The 18375-nt window shown below is 62.3% G+C and carries 12 protein-coding genes and 1 tRNA gene; 5 read left to right on the forward strand and 8 right to left on the reverse strand.

Translation table 11 applies throughout. From position 1 onward, the window contains the following. Positions 1–17: 17 nt before the first annotated feature. Together EQV97_RS08965 and EQV97_RS08970 are read left to right on the forward strand one after the other, a co-directional pair. Positions 18–2354 carry a TonB-dependent siderophore receptor gene (locus EQV97_RS08965; protein ID WP_240888834.1) on the forward strand — a complete coding sequence of 779 codons (2337 nt, stop codon included), beginning with the start codon at positions 18–20 and terminating at the stop codon, positions 2352–2354. Between the two features lie 257 nt (positions 2355–2611). Beyond that, positions 2612–5140 (forward strand): sulfite reductase flavoprotein subunit alpha, encoded by a 2529-nt coding sequence (locus EQV97_RS08970; RefSeq protein ID WP_240888835.1) that lies wholly within the window; start codon positions 2612–2614, stop codon positions 5138–5140. A gap of 153 nt (positions 5141–5293) precedes the next feature. On the opposite strand, the gene EQV97_RS08975 is transcribed toward EQV97_RS08970, so the two are convergent. From EQV97_RS08975 to ptsP, 3 genes are read right to left on the reverse strand one after another with little or no spacing between them, the layout of a single operon-like run. Further along, complete coding sequence (locus EQV97_RS08975; protein WP_225570534.1) at positions 5294–7033, reverse strand: PTS fructose-like transporter subunit IIB; 1740 nt, start codon at positions 7031–7033, stop codon at positions 5294–5296. Positions 7034–7044: 11 nt separating this feature from the next. After that, the gene (gene pfkB / locus EQV97_RS08980; protein WP_122837477.1) at positions 7045–7986 is read right to left on the reverse strand and encodes a 1-phosphofructokinase; all 942 of its coding nucleotides are present in this window, start codon (positions 7984–7986) and stop codon (positions 7045–7047) included. Next, a complete protein-coding gene (gene ptsP / locus EQV97_RS08985; RefSeq protein ID WP_122837476.1) occupies positions 7986–10847 on the reverse strand; it encodes a phosphoenolpyruvate--protein phosphotransferase in 2862 nt (953 codons plus the stop codon). The genes pfkB and ptsP overlap by 1 nt, the downstream gene beginning before the upstream one ends. Positions 10848–11136: 289 nt before the next feature. Here ptsP and cra point away from each other — a divergent pair, with 289 nt between their 5' ends. Both cra and EQV97_RS08995 read left to right on the forward strand, forming a co-directional pair. Next, the gene (cra, locus tag EQV97_RS08990; RefSeq protein WP_240888836.1) at positions 11137–12132 is read left to right on the forward strand and encodes a catabolite repressor/activator; all 996 of its coding nucleotides are present in this window, start codon (positions 11137–11139) and stop codon (positions 12130–12132) included. A gap of 3 nt (positions 12133–12135) precedes the next feature. Then, positions 12136–12936 (forward strand): TatD family hydrolase, encoded by an 801-nt coding sequence (locus EQV97_RS08995; RefSeq protein WP_240888837.1) that lies wholly within the window; start codon positions 12136–12138, stop codon positions 12934–12936. Positions 12937–13101: 165 nt separating this feature from the next. On the opposite strand, the gene EQV97_RS09000 is transcribed toward EQV97_RS08995, so the two are convergent. The 3 genes from EQV97_RS09000 to ampD form a co-directional block, all read right to left on the reverse strand. Next, positions 13102–15132 (reverse strand): methyl-accepting chemotaxis protein, encoded by a 2031-nt coding sequence (locus EQV97_RS09000; protein ID WP_122837473.1) that lies wholly within the window; start codon positions 15130–15132, stop codon positions 13102–13104. A 168-nt stretch (positions 15133–15300) separates the two neighbouring features. After that, positions 15301–16137: a regulatory signaling modulator protein AmpE gene (gene ampE, locus EQV97_RS09005; protein ID WP_122837472.1), complete on the reverse strand. Its 837-nt coding sequence runs from the start codon at positions 16135–16137 to the stop codon at positions 15301–15303. Beyond that, positions 16134–16694: a 1,6-anhydro-N-acetylmuramyl-L-alanine amidase AmpD gene (ampD, locus tag EQV97_RS09010; RefSeq protein ID WP_045060034.1), complete on the reverse strand. Its 561-nt coding sequence runs from the start codon at positions 16692–16694 to the stop codon at positions 16134–16136. Before ampD ends, ampE begins: the two co-directional genes overlap by 4 nt. A gap of 195 nt (positions 16695–16889) precedes the next feature. Here ampD and nadC point away from each other — a divergent pair, with 195 nt between their 5' ends. Continuing rightward, positions 16890–17738: a carboxylating nicotinate-nucleotide diphosphorylase gene (gene nadC / locus EQV97_RS09015; RefSeq protein ID WP_240888838.1), complete on the forward strand. Its 849-nt coding sequence runs from the start codon at positions 16890–16892 to the stop codon at positions 17736–17738. Positions 17739–17792: 54 nt separating this feature from the next. On the opposite strand, the gene EQV97_RS09020 is transcribed toward nadC, so the two are convergent. Further along, positions 17793–18098, reverse strand: a complete 306-nt coding sequence (locus tag EQV97_RS09020; RefSeq protein ID WP_122837469.1) for a DUF6388 family protein — start codon at positions 18096–18098, stop codon at positions 17793–17795. Positions 18099–18233: 135 nt separating this feature from the next. Next, positions 18234–18309, reverse strand: a tRNA-Thr gene (locus EQV97_RS09025). Between the last annotated feature and the right edge of the window lie 66 nt (positions 18310–18375).

Consider the following 18375-nt stretch of genomic DNA (forward strand, 5'->3'; position numbering starts at 1 on the left):
TGGGGAGGGGAATTTCAATGTCACGCCAACAACTACAATCACCCGTCAGTTCACCGCGTTTGCTCGCGTCTGCAATTGGCGTGGCAATCACTGCCGGCTCCGCAGGCCAAATGGTTTTCGCCGCAGAGAAGACCGACGCCAAGGCGCAGGGCAACACGATCTCCCTGGACGCCACCTCGATCAACGCTGAAGCTCAGGAAGCGACCAGCTACAACGTCGAAAAAGCCTCCTCGCCCAAGTACACCGCGCCACTGGTAGACACGCCGCGCTCTGTCACCGTGATTCCGCAACAGGTGCTCAAGGACACCGGCGCCCTGAACATGCAGGATGCGCTGCGTACCGTTCCGGGCATCACGTTCGGTGCCGGTGAAGGTGGCAACCCCCAGGGTGACCGCCCATTCATCCGTGGTTTCGACGCCCAGGGCGATACGTACCTGGACGGCGTGCGCGACACCGGCTCGCAAAGCCGCGAGATCTTCGCGGTAGAGTCGATCGAAGTCAGCAAAGGCCCGAACTCGGCCATTGGCGGCCGTGGCGCTGCCGGTGGCAGCATCAACATGGTGAGCAAGAGGGCCCACCTGGGCGACTCCCTCGACGGTGGATTCACCTGGGGCTCGGACCAGACGCAACGCTACACCTTCGACGGCAACTACCAGTTCACCGACACCGCCGCTGGCCGTCTGAACCTGATGAGCCACGAAAGCAACGTCGCCGGCCGTGACAGCGTCGACTACGACCGCTGGGGCATCGCGCCGTCCGTGGCTTTCGGCCTGGGTACCGACACCCGCGTCAATCTCGATTACTACCATCTGGAAAGCAACGACACGCCAGACTCGGGTATCCCGTACAGCATTCCGGTTGCCGGTTCTGCCGCGCGCACCAAGTCCAACCCGGACACGCCGGATGACGGTGGCGACAGCAGCAACTTCTACGGCCTGGACGGACGCGACTTCCGCAAGGGCCGCACCGACACCGCGACCATCGCCATCGAGCATGACCTGAACGATGCCCTGACCGTGAAGAACACCCTGCGCCACGGCAGCAGCATGCAGGATTACATCCTGACCCAGCCAGACGACTCCAAGGGCAACGTCAACAATGGCAGCGTCTGGCGTCGTGCCAACACCCGTGTCAGCAACACCGACACCACCACCAACCAGACCGATCTGTTTGGTGACGTGTACATCGCCGGCTTCAAGAACAGCTTCGCCACTGGTATCGAGTTGAGCCACGAGAAAAGCCAGAAGTCTTCTTACACCGTTAACACCGACACCACGCCGGGCACCGCCGCCGCGACCACCAACTGCAGCCCTGCACTGATCGGCGCGCCAAGTGGCTACAACTGCACCTCGCTGTCCAGCCCGAACCCGAGCGATCCATGGGACGGCGCGATTTCGCGCAACTACGCCGGCACCGACACCTCCAGCACCACCCGCGCACTCTATGTGTTCGACACCCTGGAATTGTCCCAGCAGTGGCTGGTCAACATGGGCCTGCGTTACGACCACTTCGACACCAAGTACAAGACCTACAACGCCGCTGGCGCGACCGTCGTGACCAATGGGGTTGCCTCCAAGGGCAAGGACACCAGCGAGTTCATCACCGGTCAGTTCGGCGTGGTCTACAAGCCGGCTGAAAACGGCAGCATCTATGCCTCTTACGCGACTTCCGCGACGCCACCGGGCAACACCCTGGGCGAAGGTCAGGAAGGCAACCCACTGGGTGGCTCGACCGACCGTGCCGGCAACCTGCTGAGCAGCGACATGGAGCCCGAAACCACCAAGAACTACGAAATCGGTACCAAGTGGGATCTGCTCAATGATCGCCTGTCCCTGACCGCCGATATCTTCCGCACCGAAAAGGATAATGCTCGTGTTCAGGTGGACACCACGTCCTATGAAAACGCCGGCAAGACCCGCGTGCAAGGTATCGAACTGTCGGCCAGCGGCAAGATCACTGACAAATGGCAGGTCTTCGCCGGTTACGCCTACATGGACAGCGAGCAGGTCGACGGCGGCCCACTGGGCGCAGCCAACGATGGCAACGAACTCCCTAACACGCCGAAAAACAGCGCCAGCCTCTGGACGACCTACCAGGTCACGCCGAAGCTGACCGTCGGTGGCGGCGCGTTCTACGTCGATGACGTGTTCGGCAGCGTGGCCAACACCACCATGGTTGATGACTATGTTCGCTACGACGCGATGGTTGCCTACAAGCTGACCAAAAACGTGGACCTGCAGCTGAACGTGCAGAACCTGACCGACGAGACCTACTACGACAAAGCCTTCTCGACCCACTTCGCCAACCAGGCGGCGGGCCGTACGGCATTGTTGAGCACCAACTTCCACTTCTGATAAAGGGTGAACTCCACCCATAGCAGGAGCGAGCTCGCTCGCGATGGTCGTTAACGATGACGCGGGCACCCAGATACCCCGCGTTGCTCTCGAGTTTTCGCGAGCAAGCTTGCTCCTACAGGTAGCGCCGAGCGTTACCGCCTGGCCCCGTTCATCCAGATGAACGGGGCTTTTGTGCGTAATAGACAAGGCATCCCGTCAACCCACGGCATAATGCGCGCCGTGATGATTATTTTCGAACGAACAAGGCGAGCGACGTGTTGAAGAAAACCCTGTTCCAGCTGCACTGGTTTTTCGGCATCAGTGCCGGGCTGGTCCTGGCCCTGATGGGCATCACCGGGGCGACCGTGTCGTTCCAGGATGAAATCCTCAGGGCGCTGAACCCATCGGTGTTGCAGGTCCAGAAGCAGGTCGCCGGCGTCCTGCCGCCTGCCGAACTGGTGGAGCGCATCGAAGCGGCCTCCGGCAAGAAAGTCTCGATGCTCAGCGTCGAAACCGACAGCGGCGCAGCGGCCAAGGTGTTCTTCACCCCCAAGCCCGGCGAACGCCGCGGCGAGATGCGCTACTTCGACCCCTACACCGCCGAGTTCATGGGCGATGCCGCCGGCCAGGGCTTTTTCGGCCTGATGCTGCAACTGCACCGCTTCCTCGCCATGGGCGATACCGGCCGGCAGATCACCGGGGCATGCACGCTGATCCTGGTGTTCTTCTGCCTGTCCGGCCTGTACCTGCGCTGGCCCCGCCAGTGGAAAAGCTGGCGCGCCTGGCTGACCCTGGACTGGAAGAAAAAAGGCCGCAGCTTCAACTGGGACCTGCATTCGGTCGCCGGCACCTGGTGCCTGCTGTTCTACCTCCTGGCGGCACTCACCGGCCTGTCCTGGTCTTACGAGTGGTACAACAAGGGCCTGACCCGCTTGCTGTCCGACTCACCGCAAAATGAGCGGGTGCGCGGCGGACGCGGGCCTGCCCCCAGCGGTCCGGCGCCGACAGCCGACTACGCGGCCATGTGGAGCAGTATCTACAGCGCTGCGGGTCCCGCATTGAGCGCCTACAACATTCGCATGCCGCCTGTGGCCGGCCAGCCGGCAACCGTGTTCTATCTGCTGAACACCTCACCCCACGACCGCGCCTTGAACCAGATCACCCTCGATCCCGCCACCGGCATCGTCAAGCGGCATGACCGCTACAGCGACAAGAGCCTCAAGGCGCAGTTGCTGACCAGCATTTACGCCCTGCATGTCGGCAGTTACTTCGGGATTGTCGGGCGGGTGATCCTGACCATCAGTGCCCTGACCATGCCGTTGTTCTTCATCACCGGCTGGTTGCTGTACCTCGACCGTCGACGCAAGAAAAAGCACATCAGAGACGCTCGCAACGGTCTTGCCCAACCGTCGGCCGACGCCCCGTCCTGGTTGATCGGGTTCGCCAGCCAGAGCGGCTTTGCCGAACAGTTGGCCTGGCAGACCGCCGGGCAATTGCAGGCCGCCGGCTTGCCGGTGAAAGTGCAGCCACTGGCCAGTGTCAGCGAGCAGGACCTGCAGGATTCGAGCAACGCGCTGTTCGTGGTCAGTACCTTTGGCGACGGCGAAGCGCCGGACAGCGCCCGGGGTTTCGAGCGCAAGGTGCTGGGTCGCGCCATGAGCCTGGACAGCCTGAACTATGCGGTGCTGGGCCTCGGTGATCGGCAGTATCAACACTTTTGCGGATTCGCCCGACGCTTGCACACCTGGCTGGGCGAGCATGGCGGCAAGACGCTGTTCGCCCCGGTGGAAGTCGACAGCGGCGACCCCTACGCCTTGCGTCACTGGCAGCAGCAACTCGGCCAGCTGACCGGACAGGCGCCCCTGGACACCTGGCAAGCACCCAGCTACGACAACTGGACGCTGACCCGCCGCGAACTGATGAACCCGGACAGCAGCGGTTCGCCGGTCTACCTGCTGGGCCTGACTGCCCCCACTGCCAGCGGCTGGCTCGCCGGTGACCTGGTGGAGGTACTGCCGCGTAACTGCCCGTGGGCGATCGAGCACTTCCTCGATGGCCTGGGGATAGACGGGCGAGCCACCGTGACCCTCGATGGCCTGGCACAAACCCTGGAGCAGGCCCTGGCCAGTCGCCAACTGCCGCAGAACCGCGCGCACCTGGTCGGCCTGCATGCCCAGTCACTGGTAGATGCACTGGTGCCGCTGGCCATGCGCGAATACTCCATCGCCTCGATCGCCGCCGACGGAATCCTGGAACTGATCGTGCGCCAGGAAGTGCACCCGGACGGTAGCCTGGGCGTCGGCTCCGGCTGGTTGACCGAGCACGCACCGGTAGGTGGCAGCATCAGCCTGCGGGTTCGGCGCAACAGCAGTTTCCACCTGCCAACCGAGCCGTTACCGATGATTTTGCTGGGCAACGGCACCGGCCTGGCCGGGCTGCGCAGCTTGCTCAAGGCGCGGATCGCCGATGGCCAGCAGCGGCATTGGCTGCTGTTCGGCGAGCGCAATCGCGAGCACGACTTCCTTTGTCGCGATGAGCTTCAGGAATGGCTGGTTTCGGGCGATCTGGAGCGTCTGGACCTGGCGTTCTCGCGAGACCAGGCGCAGAAGATTTATGTGCAGGACCGGCTGCGCGAGTCGGCCGATCTACTCAAGCAATGGCTGGCCGAAGGCGCAGTGATCTACATCTGCGGCAGCCTGCAGGGCATGGCCTCAGGAGTGGATCACGTACTCAACGAAGTGCTCGGAATTGAACAAGTCGACAAGCTGATCGAGCAAGGCCGCTACAGACGCGACGTTTACTGATACCCAAGATCCCGGGATATGCCGGCGGGTGCGCCGCCGACATCCTGTAGGAGCGAGCTTGCTCGCGATGGTCGTCAACGATGACGAGGGCTGCATGACACCCCGCGCTGTCTTCGCGTTTTTAGCGAGCAAGCTCGCTCCTACAGGTGGGTATCAGGCCTTGGCGGGCTCGAGTGCCAGTTCGACGGCTTCCGGGCGCTTGAGCAGCGCATAAGCCACCGCTGTCACCAGGCTCCCTGCAACGATCGCCAGCAGATAGAGCAAGGCATGATTGATCGCATTCGGAATGGCCAGCACAAACAAACCGCCGTGCGGTGCCATGAGCTTGCAGCCGAAGTACATCGACAATGCACCCGTCAGCGCCCCACCGGCGATGCTCGCCGGGATCACCCGCAACGGATCCTTGGCAGCGAAGGGAATCGCGCCTTCGGAAATGAAGCACAGCCCCAACACAAAAGCAGCCTTACCCGCCTCACGCTCTGACTGGGCGAACTTGCGCCGGGCGATGAAGGTGGCGATGCCCAACCCGATCGGCGGCACCATCCCGGCGGCCATGGTCGCGGCCATCGGTGCATAACTCTGCGATGCCAGCAGCCCTACCGAGAATGCGTAGGCGGCCTTGTTGATCGGTCCGCCAAGGTCGACGCACATCATGCCGCCGAGCAACACGCCCAGCAGGATCGCGTTGGTGGTGCCCATGCTGTCGAGGAAGTGAGTGAGCCCTTCCAGCATCCCGGCTACGGGTTTGCCAACCACATAGATCATCACCAGGCCGGTGAACAAACTGGCGAGCAACGGGATGATCAAGATCGGTTTCAGCGCTTCGAGGCTCTGCGGCAATCGCGCATAACGATTGATCGCCTTGGCGGCATAACCGGCGATGAAACCGGCAATGATCCCGCCGATGAAGCCCGCGCCAAGAGTGCTCGCCAGCATACCGCCGATCATCCCCGGCGCGAGGCCCGGGCGGTCGGCGATCGAGTAGGCGATGTAACCCGCCAGCAACGGCACCATCAGTTTGAATGCGGTATCGCCACCGATCTGCATCAGCGCGGCAGCCAGGGTGCCCTCCTCTTTGAACGCGGTGATGCCGAACACAAACGACAAAGCGATCATCAAGCCGCCTGCCACCACCATCGGCAGCATGAACGACACGCCGGTCAGCAAGTGCTTATAGACGCCCGTCTTCTCCTGCTTGGCGGGGCCTTGGGTTCCACTCGCTGCAGTTTCCTGCGAGCCCTCGGCCAGCGCTTTGTTGAGGGTGGCCTCGGCTTGCTTGAGGGCGATACCCGTGCCGCAGCGGTAGATTTTTTTCCCGGCAAAACGCTCGGTCGCCACTTCGATGTCACAGGCCAACAGCACCACATCGGCCTGGGCAATGGCCTCGGCACTCAGCGGATTGCGCGCGCCGACCGACCCCTGGGTTTCGACTTGCAGGTCGTAGCCCAGTCGCTTGGCCGCTTGCTGCAGGGCTTCGGCGGCCATGAACGTATGGGCGACACCGGTCGGGCAGGCGGTAATCGCCACCAGTCTCGGCGCGGCCTGGCCGGTGGGCAGTGCCTGGGCAACGGCTTCGGGGGCCACGTAAATCTGCGCCTCATCGGCGCCTTTGCGCAGCACCGCCTCCACGTCCTGCAGGGCCTGGGCCGGAGTGCTCTGGAACACGCGCTTGCCGACGAATCTCGACATGTCCACAGGCGCACTGGTCACCAGCAATACCCACTCGGCCGCCTCCAGCGTGGCGGCCGACAATTGCCGCTCAGGGTGCGCCGCATCGGTGACTTCGACGCTGGTGCTCCAGCCCTGGCGCTGCGCTGCAGCATCCAGCAAACGGGCGCACAGCACACTGGTGACCATGCCGTTCGGGCAGGCCGTAACAATGGCTAACTTCATGACAATCCCTCTTATTGTTCTGTCAGGGGGCGTACACGCACACCCTGTTCGAGCTGCGCCAATTGCGCGGTGTCGCCAATGCCGAAGCCAATCTGGGTCACGGCCATCGCGGCAATCGCCGTGGCGGTGCGCAGGGTCTGTTCAGGCGTGTCTGCGCTGAGCAAACCGTGGAGCATGCCGGCAAGCAACGAATCACCTGCGCCCACCGTGCTGGCGACGCTGACCTTGGGCGGCGTGGCGTGCATCGCCGAGCCAACGCTGAACCAGTTCACACCTTGCGCGCCATCGGAGATCACTACGTGCTCGATACCTTGCGCGTGCAGGCGACCCGCTACTGCAGCCTGCGCAGCCACCGACACCATTTCGCTATCGAATACCTCGGCCAGTTCTTCGGCGTTGGGCTTGATCAGCCAGGGTCCGGCCTTGAGCGCTGCGCGCAGGGCTTCGCCGCTGGTGTCCAGGGCCACCTTCAGGCCGAGATTCTTCAGACGCTCGATCAGTGCCTGCAACCATGCCGGGCTGACACCCTGGGGCAGGCTGCCGGCGACGACGACCGCGTCATGATCGGGCGCGATTTGATCCAGGCGGTCAAGCAACGCCTGCTGCGCCGCGACGCTGACCAGCGGTCCCGGACCGTTGACGTCGGTGATGCGCCCATCGCTCTCGGCGAGTTTGAGGTTGCTGCGGGTTTCACCCGGAACACGAATGAACTCATCGACAAAGCCACGCTTGGCGAACAGCGTCTCGAATGCCTGGGGATTGTCTGCGCCGAGAAACCCGCTGACCGTTAATTGATGCCCGAGGTCTGCCAGTACCTGCGCCACGTTCACGCCCTTGCCGGCCGCGTGGGTGTGCATCTCGTCACTGCGATTGACCTGGCCGGGTTCAAGGCGGGGCAACTGGACAGTGAGGTCCAGTGCCGGGTTGAGGGTCAGGGTCAGGATCTTGGCCATTACAGGGCCTCCACTAGTGCGCGTACTTCATTCGCGCTGCCGACGGCCAGGGCCTGGCGGGCAACGGTTTGGGCCTGGGTGAGGCTGAGCTCGCGGATGCGCGCCTTGACCTCGGCGATGCTGCGACCAGAGACGCTCAACTCATCCACGCCGAGGCCGACCAGGACTGGCACCGCCAGTGGATCGGCAGCCAGCTCGCCGCACACACCCACCCATTTGCCATGGGCGTGGGCGGCTCGCACGGTGATGTCGATCAGTTGCAGCACCGCCGGGTGCAAGCCGTCCGCCTGCGCCGACAGGGTCGGATGACCGCGGTCGATGGCCAGGGTGTACTGGGTCAGGTCATTGGTGCCGACGCTGAAGAAGTCGACTTCCTTTGCCAGCACCGGCGCCAGCAAGGCCGCCGACGGCACTTCGATCATGATCCCCAGTTGCAGGTCCGCCACAGGGATTTCCAGCCGCAGGCGCTCGGTCATGTCCCGGGCCTGGCGCCATTCGTCGACGCTGCCGACCATGGGAAACATGATGCGCAATGGCCGGTTGTCCGCGGCCCGCAGCAAGGCCCGCAATTGCGCTTCCATGACCTTGGGACGTTGCAGGGTCAGGCGAATGCCCCGCACTCCAAGGAAAGGGTTTTCTTCCTTGGCGATCGGCCAATACGGCAAGGGTTTGTCACCGCCGACATCGAGGGTGCGTACCACCAGCGGGCGACCGGCGAGGCCATCGAGCACGCGGCGGTATTCCAGCTCTTGCGTGGCCTCGTCCGGCAGTTGCGGATGAGCCATGAAGATCAGTTCGGTACGCAGCAGGCCAATACCTTCGGCGCCCTGCTCCACCGCACTGGTGACCCCCGCACTTTCGCCAATGTTGGCAAACACTTCCACGGCGTGGCCGTCGCTGGTCAGCGCCGGTTGGTGCCGCTGCTCGGCGGCGGCCTTGAGCCGCTGGTCGCGGGTATCACGTTCTTCGGTGGCGCGCTGCAAGGTGGCGGCGTCGGCGTCCACGTGCAGGCGACCGCGCTGGCCATCCAGCAGCAATGGCGTACCTGGGGCCAGCAGCAACACGGCCGCGCCCGCACCCACCAGGGCCGGAATGCCCAGGGCCCGGGCGACGATTGCACTGTGTGCCGTAGCGCCGCCGCGTGCAGTGAGGATGCCGGCAACGCGCGCCGGGTCGAGACGTGCCACATCGGAAGGACCGACTTCGTCCATCACCAAAATGTAGGGTTGATCCGGCTCGCTCGGCGTCTCGATGCCACAGAGTTGCGCCAGCACCCGGCGCCCGATGTCTCGCAGATCGGCTGCGCGTTCGGCGAGCAATGCATCCTGCAAAGCTTCCTGTTGCCGGGCCGCCGCTTCGATCACCGCCATCCACGCAGCTTCCGCGCTTTCGCCCTGCTTGAGTCGGGTGTCGACTTCGTCGGTGAGTTCCGGGTCGTCGAGCATCTCCTGGTGGGTGATGAAAATCTCGCGGATGGCCTTGGCCTTGCTGCGTTCGATCAACCCTTGAATATCTTGCCGCACCTGGGTCAACGCCAGTTTGAGACGCTCGCGCTCGATAGCGGCCGACTCTCCCCGCAGCGGGTATTCGATGGCTTGCAGCACCTGGATATGCGCCGGGCCGATGGCGATGCCGGGAGCGGCGGCGATCGCCTGGATCAGGCTGCCGGATGCCGGTGCCAGAAGCACCTCGGCGATGTCGGTGAGCACTTCTCGCTGCTGGCTCACGGCAGGCAATGGCTCGACTTCCTCGCCAAGGCCCTCTTCGATGGCAGCCAGCAAAGCCGGCAACGCGTCAGCGGCAATTCCCGGCTCGGCGACAAATTCCAGCACCTGACCACGGCGCGCGCCAAGGCTCAGCAGCTTGCTCAAACTCTTCACCGACACCGCGCTGTCCTGGCCATCGACGATGCGGACCCGGATCTCGCCGTCGAAACCCTTGGCCAGTTGAGCGAGAATCTTCGCCGGGCGTGCGTGCAAACCATGGGCATTGGCCAGGGCGATCCGTGCGCTTGGCCAGTCGGCAGGCAATTCACCGCCCAGCACCTCGAGGACTTTGCGGCTGCTCGTGGCGCGGCCCAGTTCATGGCCACGCCCTTCGATCAACAATGCGCACAGACGCTCAAGCAGGGCCTGATGCGCCTCGCCGAGGCTGGCCAGACAGAACAGGCCACTCAGCGGCTGGCCGAGGTAACGCATCGGCTTGTCCGGCGTGACGAAGGCCAGGCCAGGACGCTTGACTGTCTGTTCGCTGTGCAGCCACCACAAACCGTCTCCCAGCGGCAGCGCTTCAACCTGCTGCAATACCGCAGCGAAACCATTACTCACACAATCCGCCTGGCGCAGTAGACGCGCACCGCGCCACACCAGCTCTTCGAAGTCGTCGGCGGACACACCCAGGCCAATCATCTGGGCATCCAGCGCCAGTTCCTGCGGTGCGCCCTGCAGGAGCTTGAGCAAGGCTTCGGCGCTGCTGGCGCGACGCAGGGCCTGGCCCAGGTCGGTCTCGCCCAAGGCGCGGGTCAGCAGTTGCAGCAGGCGCAGGTGTTCATCGGATTTGGCCGCGATACCGATCGCCAGGTAGACAATCTGCCCGTCGCCCCAGTCCACCCCTTCGGGGAACTGCATCAGGCGCACGCCGGTGGAAAACACCTGGTCGCGGGTATCCGGGGTACCGTGGGGGATGGCAATACCTTGACCGAGAAAAGTCGAGCCCTGGGCTTCCCGGGCTTGCAAGCCGGCGAGATACCCCTCGGCGACCAGTCCATCGGCAACCAGGTGCTGGGCCAGTAAATGCAACGCTGCGGACTTATCCACGGCCGATTGGCCCATGGATATCTGCTCAATAGTGAGCTCGAGCATGCTTTCTCCTTTTTGGCGCCGACAAGGTGCCAGGTATTGTTTTGGATAGTTCAGCTTAGGCGCTTGTTCAGCAAATTTGGCAGTTTCACGGCAGAACTGGCCAAGGCGCCTTAAACGTAGAAAATACGCCTGCTGAAACGTTTAATCTAGAAAGATTGGCACGTTACTCGATAATGTCCCATCCTTGAAGTCCAGATTGTCGGATGCGCTGCGACAATGGTCGCCTGCCTGAATCGGGTAGGATTGGCGAAAATGTCGGGCAAGCTCGAAAAAACAAGGAAAACCCGAGTTGAAACTCAGTGATATCGCCCAGTTGGCTGGGGTCTCCGTGACTACCGCCAGTTACGTCATCAATGGCAAGGCTGAACAGCAGCGCATCAGCAGCGCCACGGTCGAGCGCGTGCGCGCGGTAGTCGAACAGCATGGCTTCACCCCCAATCCACAAGCGGCAGGTTTGCGCAGTCGGCACACCCGCACCCTGGGGTTCATTCTGCCGGATCTGGAAAACCCCAGTTACGCGCGAATCGCCAAATTGCTCGAACAAGGCGCACGGGCCCGTGGCTATCAGCTGCTGATCGCCAGTTCGGACGACGCACCCGAGAGCGAGCGGCAACTGTTGCAGCTGTTTCGCGCCCGGCGCTGCGATGCGCTGATCGTCGCCAGTTGCCTGCCCAGTGGCGACGACAGTTATCGCCAGCTGCAAGCCAAGGGTATTCCGATCATCGCGATCGACCGGGTCATGGAACCCGAGCATTTCTGTTCGGTGATCAGCGACGACCGCGAAGCCAGTCTGCAATTGACCCGCAGTCTGTTGCAGCCCTTGCCCACGCAGATTGCCCTGATCGGCGCACGCCCTGAACTGAGCATCAGCCAGGAGCGTGCTGCAGGCTTCAAGCAAGCGTTGGCCGGGTTTGATGGCGAGGTGCTGATAGAGCACGGCGAATCCTTCAGCCGCGAATGTGGCAAGCAGTTGATGGAGCAAATGCTGCAACGCCTGGGGCACCTGCCCGACGCGCTCGTTACCACCTCCTATGTGTTGTTGCAGGGCGTGTTCGATGCCTTGCACGATTTCCCGCTGAAATCCCGGCCGTTGCGCCTTGGCACATTTGGCGACACCCAGTTGCTGGATTTCCTGCCACTGCCGGTGAATGCCATGGCCCAGCAACATCAGCTGATCGCCGACAAGGCCCTGCAACTGGCATTGGCGGCCATCGAGCAGCAGGACTATCAACCTGGCGTGCAAGCCATCGCCCGGACCTTCAAGCAGCGTATTCGCCAGGACTGAATCGTGGAGCTGATCGATACCCACACCCACCTGGATTTTGCCGATTTCGACGCCGATCGCACGGCGCTGCTGGCTGAAAGCCGCGCACTGGGTGTGCGGCGGATGGTGGTGCTGGGGGTTTACCAGGATAACTGGCAGCGGGTGTGGGACCTGGTGCAAAGCGATCCCGGCTTGTATGCGGCGTTTGGCTTGCACCCGGTTTATCTGGACCAGCACCAGCCTGAGGATCTACCCGAGCTGGGCGCCTGGCTCGAGCGCCTGGCCGGCCATCGACAGCTGTGCGCGGTGGGCGAGATCGGCCTGGATTACTTCATAGAAACCCTGGACCGCGAGCGCCAGCAGGCGTTGTTCGAAGCGCAATTAAAACTGGCCGCGGATTTCAATTTGCCGGCGCTGATCCATGTGCGTCGCAGCCATGCGGCCGTCATCGCCACGCTCAAACGCCTGCGCCTGAAACGCGCGGGTATCATCCACGCGTTTGCCGGCAGCAAGGAAGAGGCTCGCGAGTACATCAAGCTGGGGTTCAAGCTCGGCCTGGGCGGCGCCGCGACCTGGCCCCAGGCCCTGCGCATGCACCGGGTGCTGGCCGAGTTGCCCCTGGACGCCGTGGTGCTGGAAACCGACTCGCCGGACATGGCACCGGCGATGTACCCCGGCGTGCGAAACAGCCCGGCGCATTTGCCGGCTATTTGTGTGGCATTGGCGGCGATCATGGGCGTCAGTGCCGAGCAGTTGGCGGCTGCCAGCACTGCCAATGCGTGCGCAGTGTTCGATTGGACTATTCCAACTCAGAGCGGCCTGTAGGAGCAAAGCGTGCTCGCGATTGCTGCATGACAGTCGACATAGGTGCTGCATGTCAGTCCGTCATCGCGAGCAAGCTTTGCTCCCACAGAGGTTGGCTCATACAAAAGTTTGCTTCCACAAAGCCTTGCTTGCGCTGAGTTTGCATCTGCAGGGCCAGCCGGGGAGTCAGACCCGGAATGCGCTGATCAGCTGCTTCAACTCCACCACCTGGGCCGACAGTGCCCTGCTCGCGTCTTCGGTCTGGTGCGCCCCTTCGGCCGTCCTTTCGCCCGCACGGTTGATCTCGACGATGTTCTGGTCGATGTCGTGCGCCACGGCCGTCTGCTGCTCGACGGCAGCCGCGATCTGCTGGTTCTGGTCGACGATCATGCCGACTGCGCCGAGGATGTTTTCCAGCGCCTGCTGGACTTTCTCCGACTGCCCCACGGTACCGCTGGCCATCTGATGACTGCTGCCCATGGCCTTCACCGCTGCACCCACGCCACTGTGCAACTTGCTGATCATTTGCTCGATTTCTTCAGTCGATTGCTGGGTGCGCTTGGCCAGCGTCCTGACCTCATCGGCCACTACCGCAAATCCACGCCCCTGCTCACCCGCCCGCGCGGCCTCGATGGCCGCGTTGAGCGCCAGCAGGTTGGTTTGCTCGGCAATGCTCTTGATCACTTCGAGCACGCGGCTGATGGCCTGGCTGTCGGTGGCCAGTTGATTGATCACCAGCACCGACTGGTCGATTTCCCCGGCCAGAGCGGCAATGCTGCCCTGTTGTGATTGCACGAGGCCGCGCCCGCTAAGCGTCTCGTCATTGACGCTGTGGGCGCTACTGACCGCTGCGGCGGCACTGCGCGCCACTTCCAGGGAAGTCGCCGACATCTGGTTCATGGCGGTCGCCACCTGCTCGATCTGCAGGCGCTGCCCTGCCACGGCCTGGTTACTGCGGGCGGAGACGTTTTCCACCTGGCCGGCCTGGCGCTCGACTTCACCCACGGTGTGCCCCACGCGCTCGATCAAGTCGTGGATTTTCTTCACGGTGCCGTTGAACACCTCGCCCAACTCACCCAGTTCATCGCGGCTATTGGCGTTGAAGGTTACTGTCATGTCGCCGGCCGCGACCTTGTCCATCATCGCGCCCAGGTTCTTCAGGGTGGTGCGGGTGGACGCGTAGAAGCCGCCATACAGATAGAAAATCAGGATGAACACCACCGATAACGCCACAGCCTGCAGCACCATGTGCGTGCGGTTCTGCTCAAGGCGTTGCTGCAGCTGGGTCCCGAGGAATTTCAGGGTGGCTTCATTGAGCTGGTAGGTCTGGTCCATCAGGCCCGTGACCTGGTCGTAGAAACCCTGCCAAGGCGCGTCCAACGTGTCAGCCATGACCACCTGCTCTTCAAACAGCTCGATGGCTTTTTTCAGGGTCGACTGGCTGATGTCGGCTTGAGCCGTCAGGCTTTCCCTGGCCGCCTTGCTTGAACCGAGTGCGTCCTGCAGCTTCAGCCCGTACTCGCCCTGGAGCTTTTCGATTTGTGCCAACAGCTCGTCGAAGCGAGTGCTCGACGCCGAATTGAGAAAGCCCTGCCCCAGGGAAAACGCACCCATGGCCCGCCCTTCACCCAGCAACTGGGTGACCGCAGGCGTAACGGTGGTAATGAGTTCGGTCAGTTGCCGCATGTCGCTTTGCGTATCGCGGCTCAGGCCGGCCTGACTGGCAATGATCTGGCTGAAAATCTGCGCGCTGCCCAGCAGCTTGCCGATCATGCCACTTTTACTCTGCACGGAGCTCTCGGCCTGCTGGGCCTTGAAGGCGGCGATCATTTCATCGCGCTTGGCCTCGAACACCGCAATCTGTTCCGGGTCCGACGCCATGGCGCTCAACCCCTGCAGGCGTGCCAACAGGCTTTGTTCCAACGCGCTGATTGTCGACTCGACGTTGCCGGCCTTGCCCGACTGCCCCAAGGTGACGTTGATCTGCACCAGGTTGTTGAGCGTTTCCAGATCCCGGCGCAGCGCCAGACTGCTGCCCAGCAGGTCGATGCTTTGCAGTTCGACCCGAGTGCCCTGGAATTCGCGATAGGAATCGCGCACCAGATAAAAATTGGTCACCAGCATCGGTATAAGGAACAGCACGCTGATCAGGCTGAACTTCATGCCAAAGCTCAGGCGATTCATTAGCGCGACGGCGGGATAGAGCAAGCTCTTCACTGTGAAGTCTCCCTTGGATTTCTTATTGTTATTGGCAGGCGCACAGAGACAGCAGATAGCCACTATTGAGCGCTGTCTCTGTATAGCTTAAATCGGCGGGAGTTTTTGTAACTTAAGGTTAACGACGAAGATCGTGTGCATCGATCTTCGTCGTTCAGGTGGCAGGATTCAGGGAAGCACTGTCCACAGGGCGAAACCGGCGTACCAGAGCACGGCTGCGCGCAGCAGCAGCTCCCAGATCCGGTCGAGGCTGTTGATGCCGTCCGGGCCGACCACCGGTGCCGGGATCTCGCCGGCCACCAGGCCAACTTTTTCGATCAGCTGGGCCGCGCTGATGTCCCAGTTCAGCAGTTCGTGGAGCATGACCCGGCTGACCGCAACAAAGTTGCCGACCAATGCAAAGCTCGCCGCCAACAGGCGTACCGGTATCCAGTCGAAGGCATGGCGCAATTGCGCGGCACGCTCGGCGACGGCGGGGTTCCGGGAGTGGACTTCGGCCAGTGCCAGCAGGCGATAGCTCAGTGCCGCGACCGGGCCCAGCAGGAAGTACCAGAAGATCACCGCGAAGAAACTCTGGTAGGCCTCCCACAGCAAGTGAGCCTGGACGCGTTCGAGCAACTGTTCGCCACTGTCTGCGCAGATAGCCAGATCACGGTTCGCCACATGCCCGGCCGCTTGCAAGTCTTCCCGGCGCCAGGCGTCGCGGAAAGGGCCGAGGCCGGCGAGCAGATCGCCGCGGCCCAGGCTGTAGATCACCACCAGCAAATGCACAGGCAAGGCCAACAAGCCGTAGGCCACCGGATCGAGGACGACCAATAGCAGGCCCAGCAGCGCAACCGGCAGCAACACCAGAATCACCAGCACCAGCCATGGGTGGCTCGCCAGGCGGGGGCTGGCTTCAAGCTTGTGCAGTTCGCGCAACCATCCGCCGTCGCGCTGGACCCGATGACGCAGGGCCGAGAACTTCTCGATCCAGACCGCCAACAGCAACACCAGAAAACTCATTGTTGTTCCTCTTTTGCCAGGGCTGCGCGATAGCGTGCCCAGTCGAACGCTGGCCCCGGATCGGTCTTGCGACCGGGTGCGATGTCACTATGACCGCAAATACGCTGTGGCGTGATGGCCGGGAAAGCCCTCTGCAATTGTCGGGTCAGCCCCGTCAGCGCCTCGTATTGAGCATCGGTGAAAGGTTGATCATCGGTGCCTTCAAGCTCAATGCCCACGGAAAAATCGTTACAAGTTTCCCGCCCTTCGAAAACCGAGACCCCCGCGTGCCAGGCACGCTCAAGGCAGGAGACAAATTGAGTCAGGGTGCCGTCTCGTTCAATCAGAAAGTGCGCGGACACCCGCAGATCGGCAATTCCGGCAAAATACGGATGCTCCGTGACATCCAGGCGATTCTGGAAAAACGCCTGCACCTTGCCGGTGGCGAATTGCGCTGGCGGCAGGCTGATGTTGTGGATCACCAGCAGGGAAATTTCATCCGTAGGGCGCGCATTGAAGTTGGGCGAAGGGCAGACCTGGGCACCTTCACACCAACCACTCGCGGGGTCCAACTGCATACCGGCTCCTTCAGGGTCGACTGTATTGGCCCCCAGTATGCCGCGATAGACCCTCCGTGCGCGATCACTTGCCACGATTGATCTCCCGGGCCAGGCGACCAAATGCAGGTTTCACCACCGCGCAGGGCTTCTGATGCCTTGGGTTGCCGCGTGCCATGGCCCTATAATCGGAGCACTTTGTTTGTGGAGCCCTTTATGCCGAATCTACGTCTCGCCGATTTGACTGCCGAAATCGAAGCCAACGTGCGCCGTGCGTTGCTTGAAGATATCGGCAGCGGCGACATCACCGCACAGTTGATCCCGGCAGAACGCCTGGCCAAAGCCACCATCATTACCCGTGACGCCGCCGTCATCGCCGGTACCGCCTGGGTCGATGCCGTGTTCCGGCAGCTGGACCCGCGAGTGGCCGTGCACTGGCAGGTGAGTGACGGCGACCGGGTGCAACCCAATCAGGCGCTGTTTCACCTCGAAGGCCCGGCGCGGTCTCTGCTGACGGGTGAGCGCTGCGCACTGAATTTCCTGCAACTGCTGTCGGGCGTTGCCACTCGCGCCCGGTACCTGGCGGATTTCGTTGCAAACACCGAGGTCAAGCTGCTCGACACCCGTAAAACCCTCCCCGGCCTGCGCCTGGCGCAAAAGTACGCGGTCACCTGCGGCGGTTGCCATAACCACCGCATTGGCCTGTATGACGCGTTCCTGATCAAGGAAAACCACATCGCGGCCTGCGGCGGCATTGCGCAAGCCATCAACGCCGCGCACAAGATAGCCCCGGGCAAGCCGGTGGAGATCGAGGTGGAGAGCCTGGGTGAGCTGAGGGAAGCGCTGGCAGCGGGTGCCGACATCATCATGCTCGACGAGCTGAGCCTGGATGACATGCGCGAAGCAGTGCGCCTGAACGGCGGCAAGGCGAAGCTGGAGGCCAGCGGCGGGGTCAACGAAAGCACGCTGCTACCGATTGCTGAAACCGGTGTGGACTATATTTCGATCGGTGCGATGACCAAGGATGTGAAGGCGGTAGATCTGTCGATGCGCTTGAGTATCTAAGGCAACACCCCATCACAGATGGGAGCGGCGGTGCGACCGCCGCTCCCACACGTATTACACCACCAGATTATTCATCTCGCAGTATTCATCCCACTCCACACCCAGGACTTCGGCCGCTTCCTTGTGCAAAACCAGGCGCGCGGCTTCGAACTCTTCCGGTGTCGAGGTGTACTTGAGCGTCAGCTCCCAGGGTTGCAGGCCCTGGGATTCTGCCTCGTCCTCGAATGCCCACTGGATCTGGTCTTTCTGATCGTCAGCGGGCAGGTCCTTGATCTCGTCAGCCAGTTGGGGGGACTCAAGCAAGTACTTCTTCAGCGCTTCTTCGTGACGAGCTTCCTGGGACAATTCTTTAACGGTCATGGCGTTCTCTTTGATCGGGGGAATGGAAGATGGATCTGGATCATCAAGGATCTCTCTGACGCAAATAAACCGATTGAAGCCGGGTTTGTCTGGCCTTCAGAACCATTCGTGGATCATCTGAAAACAACGTGTCGCTGGTGCCCGAGACAGGAATCGAACCTGCGACCTTCGCGTTACGAGTGCGCTGCTCTACCGGCTGAGCTACACGGGCGGTGGGCTAAACCTAGCACTGACTATAGAGTCAGGCAACTTCATACGCCCTAATAACAAAAGATCG

Origin of the sequence: Pseudomonas sp. TMW22090 (assembly GCF_022496665.1) — a bacterium.
Taxonomy (GTDB): domain Bacteria; phylum Pseudomonadota; class Gammaproteobacteria; order Pseudomonadales; family Pseudomonadaceae; genus Aquipseudomonas; species Aquipseudomonas gregormendelii.